The sequence below is a fragment of the Viscerimonas tarda genome, from assembly GCF_054601255.1.
This window is the reverse complement of sequence record NZ_BAAHWV010000104.1, coordinates 1-2,374: the sequence shown is the minus strand read 5'-3', so window position 1 is coordinate 2,374 and position 2,374 is coordinate 1. Positions and strand designations below refer to the sequence as shown.

The following is a 2,374-nucleotide window of genomic DNA, read 5'->3' as shown; positions in this document are numbered from 1 at the left end:
CCAAATGCAGGCGCTGCCGCCCGTGGCCAACAATGCCAACTACTTTAATGTGCCCCGCGAGGGAACCAATGCGGCGCGGACTTACGATGTGCCCGTGCTGAACAATGCCTCTTTCGACTGCCTGGCAAGCCTTGTAACCATCAATATTACCGTGGCGCCCACATACGGAACAATCCTAAGCGCCAACTTTGCTTCGGGGGGGAGCGTGGTGGTGCGCTACCGCGCCAATGGTACCGCGCCCCTGTATGTGCCCGACCAGTTTACTTACACCGTTACCTGCAACGGCGAAACCAGCGCCCCCGCAACGGCTTTCCTGCTGCCGGGAAACAAGGGCGACGATATTAAGAACGAGATATGCGCCATCCCGGCGGTGCCGTTTAACTGGGTGTTTGGAACCAAGGCTGTAAGTACGGTAAGAGCAAATACTGTAGATACTTGGTTGGTGGGTGATTTGGATCTGGATGCCCGCAAACTGCCCGAGATTGTTGTTACAGGCGGTAGAGGCGCTTTAGGTACCCAGTTTGATAGTCTTGTCGTTTTCCGTGATGGCGATGTATCTGACGCTACTGTTTTTAACCTGAAAGGCTTGGCCGGTATTTCGACAGGCTTTTATAGATACAGTTTGTATTCGGCGCGCCATCTTATTTCGCGCTATTCCAATGGAAAAGGCGCCTATGTAGCGCTCAATAGCGACGGCTATATTTATGCTTACGAGTACGATACGCCCGGCAATGTGCCCACCCTGACATGGAGATACAAAAGCGACCAGCCCTGGAAAAACTCTACCTCAGCCAACCAGCATACACCATACGTTTATACAGCAAACAACCTTGGCGTAGCCGATTTCGACGGCGATGGCCAATACGAAATCTATAACGGCAATAAAGTTTTTTCGCTCGATGGCTTGAATTACCTTACCGGTTTACCCGATGTAGATCTCTCTTCAGGTCTCAATTGGCGCTACAACAGTTCCAATTACCAAAACTGCGGTTGGAGCATTCAAAATTTTGGTGCAGATAGGCTTAGCGGCGTGTCAACGACTTTGAACAATACCGATGATGGGCTTATCACCATGACAGTAGCGCTGGATTTGGACAACGACGGCTTGCCCGAACTTATATGTGGAGGTAAAGCTTACAAAGTAACCAATACTGTCGGCGTTTGGAGCATGACGCTTTATAAGTCGGCGCCGGAAGTGAGTCTCGGAAAAATTACCGACATTGGAGCTATCCCTATCCGCAATGACGGGCGCGTAGGTATCGCCGACTTCAACAAAGACGGCTACCCTGACGTGCTGGTGTCGTATGGGTCTTATCATGCTTCAGGTGCTGCCAATTATTATTGGGCTTGCTACGGCTGGGATGTGCATAACGATGCCATCCTGTTTGCCGACACGGTACAAGCTCAGGTAGCATCTTATCCCTTTATTGGCGATATTGACAGAGACGGTGAGGTGGAAATTGGTCTGACAAAATTCTCAGGTTTGGTTATTCCACCGCATCCCGCTCCATACAATGTTGTTGGACAAAATTCGTATGTTCAAGCCTTTAAACTTCCAGCGGTCTTTGGCATTACCTCACGCCTGACAAGGAAATGGCGGGAGGATGTCAATGAAAATACTACCCGTACGGGAATGACGGTATTCGATTTTAACAACGATGGCAAAATGGAAATTGTGTATCGCGATATGGAGAACCTGCGCGTTATGAATGCCAACGACGACGGTAGTATTACCAACTTGATAATCACTCCTTCCGGTTCGGGAACAACCAACGAATTGCCGGTAGTAGCCGATATTGACGGAGACGGTGCAGCCGAAATTATCTGTGCCGGGGGAGATACTTATAATCAATCAAACGGTAGGATGTATGTTTACGGTTCCGGTTCCACCTCCCCCTGGGCGCCCTCGCGCAGTGTCTGGCACCAGTACGCCTACAACCCCACCTTTGTAAACGAAGACCTGACGGTACCCGTTCATGCCATGAATCCGGCCACCAAATTTATACAGGAAAACGGCGCTGCCACGCAGCCCTACAATAACTTCCTGCAGCAAACAGCCATCTCCGATGCTTTTGGCAAAACCCTGAATCCGGGACCCAACCTGCTCTTCGACCCGGTATCGAAACCCAAAATGAATTACAGCCCGGGCGCCGGCGTCATGACTGTTGAGGCCCGTATCCTCAATAATGGCGATGTCGCTTTCACAGGCCCCGTCAAGCTCGACCTGTATTACTACACGGCGGGCGCCTACACCCTGCTGGGTTCAACGGTTTACGGTAATACGGCATCGTCGCTGGCAGTCAACAGCTCAGTGGCTGTCAGCTTCGACATAGCTGGCTTTATGGCTTTGCTGCCGACCAGCTTCGAGCAGTTC

1 protein-coding gene is annotated in these 2,374 nt (G+C 51.1%); it reads left to right on the top strand.

What is annotated here, in order from left to right:
* On the top strand, positions 1 to 2,374 hold a 2,374-nt coding region (locus ACYPWY_RS16000), incomplete at both ends, for an FG-GAP repeat domain-containing protein (protein ID WP_459686543.1).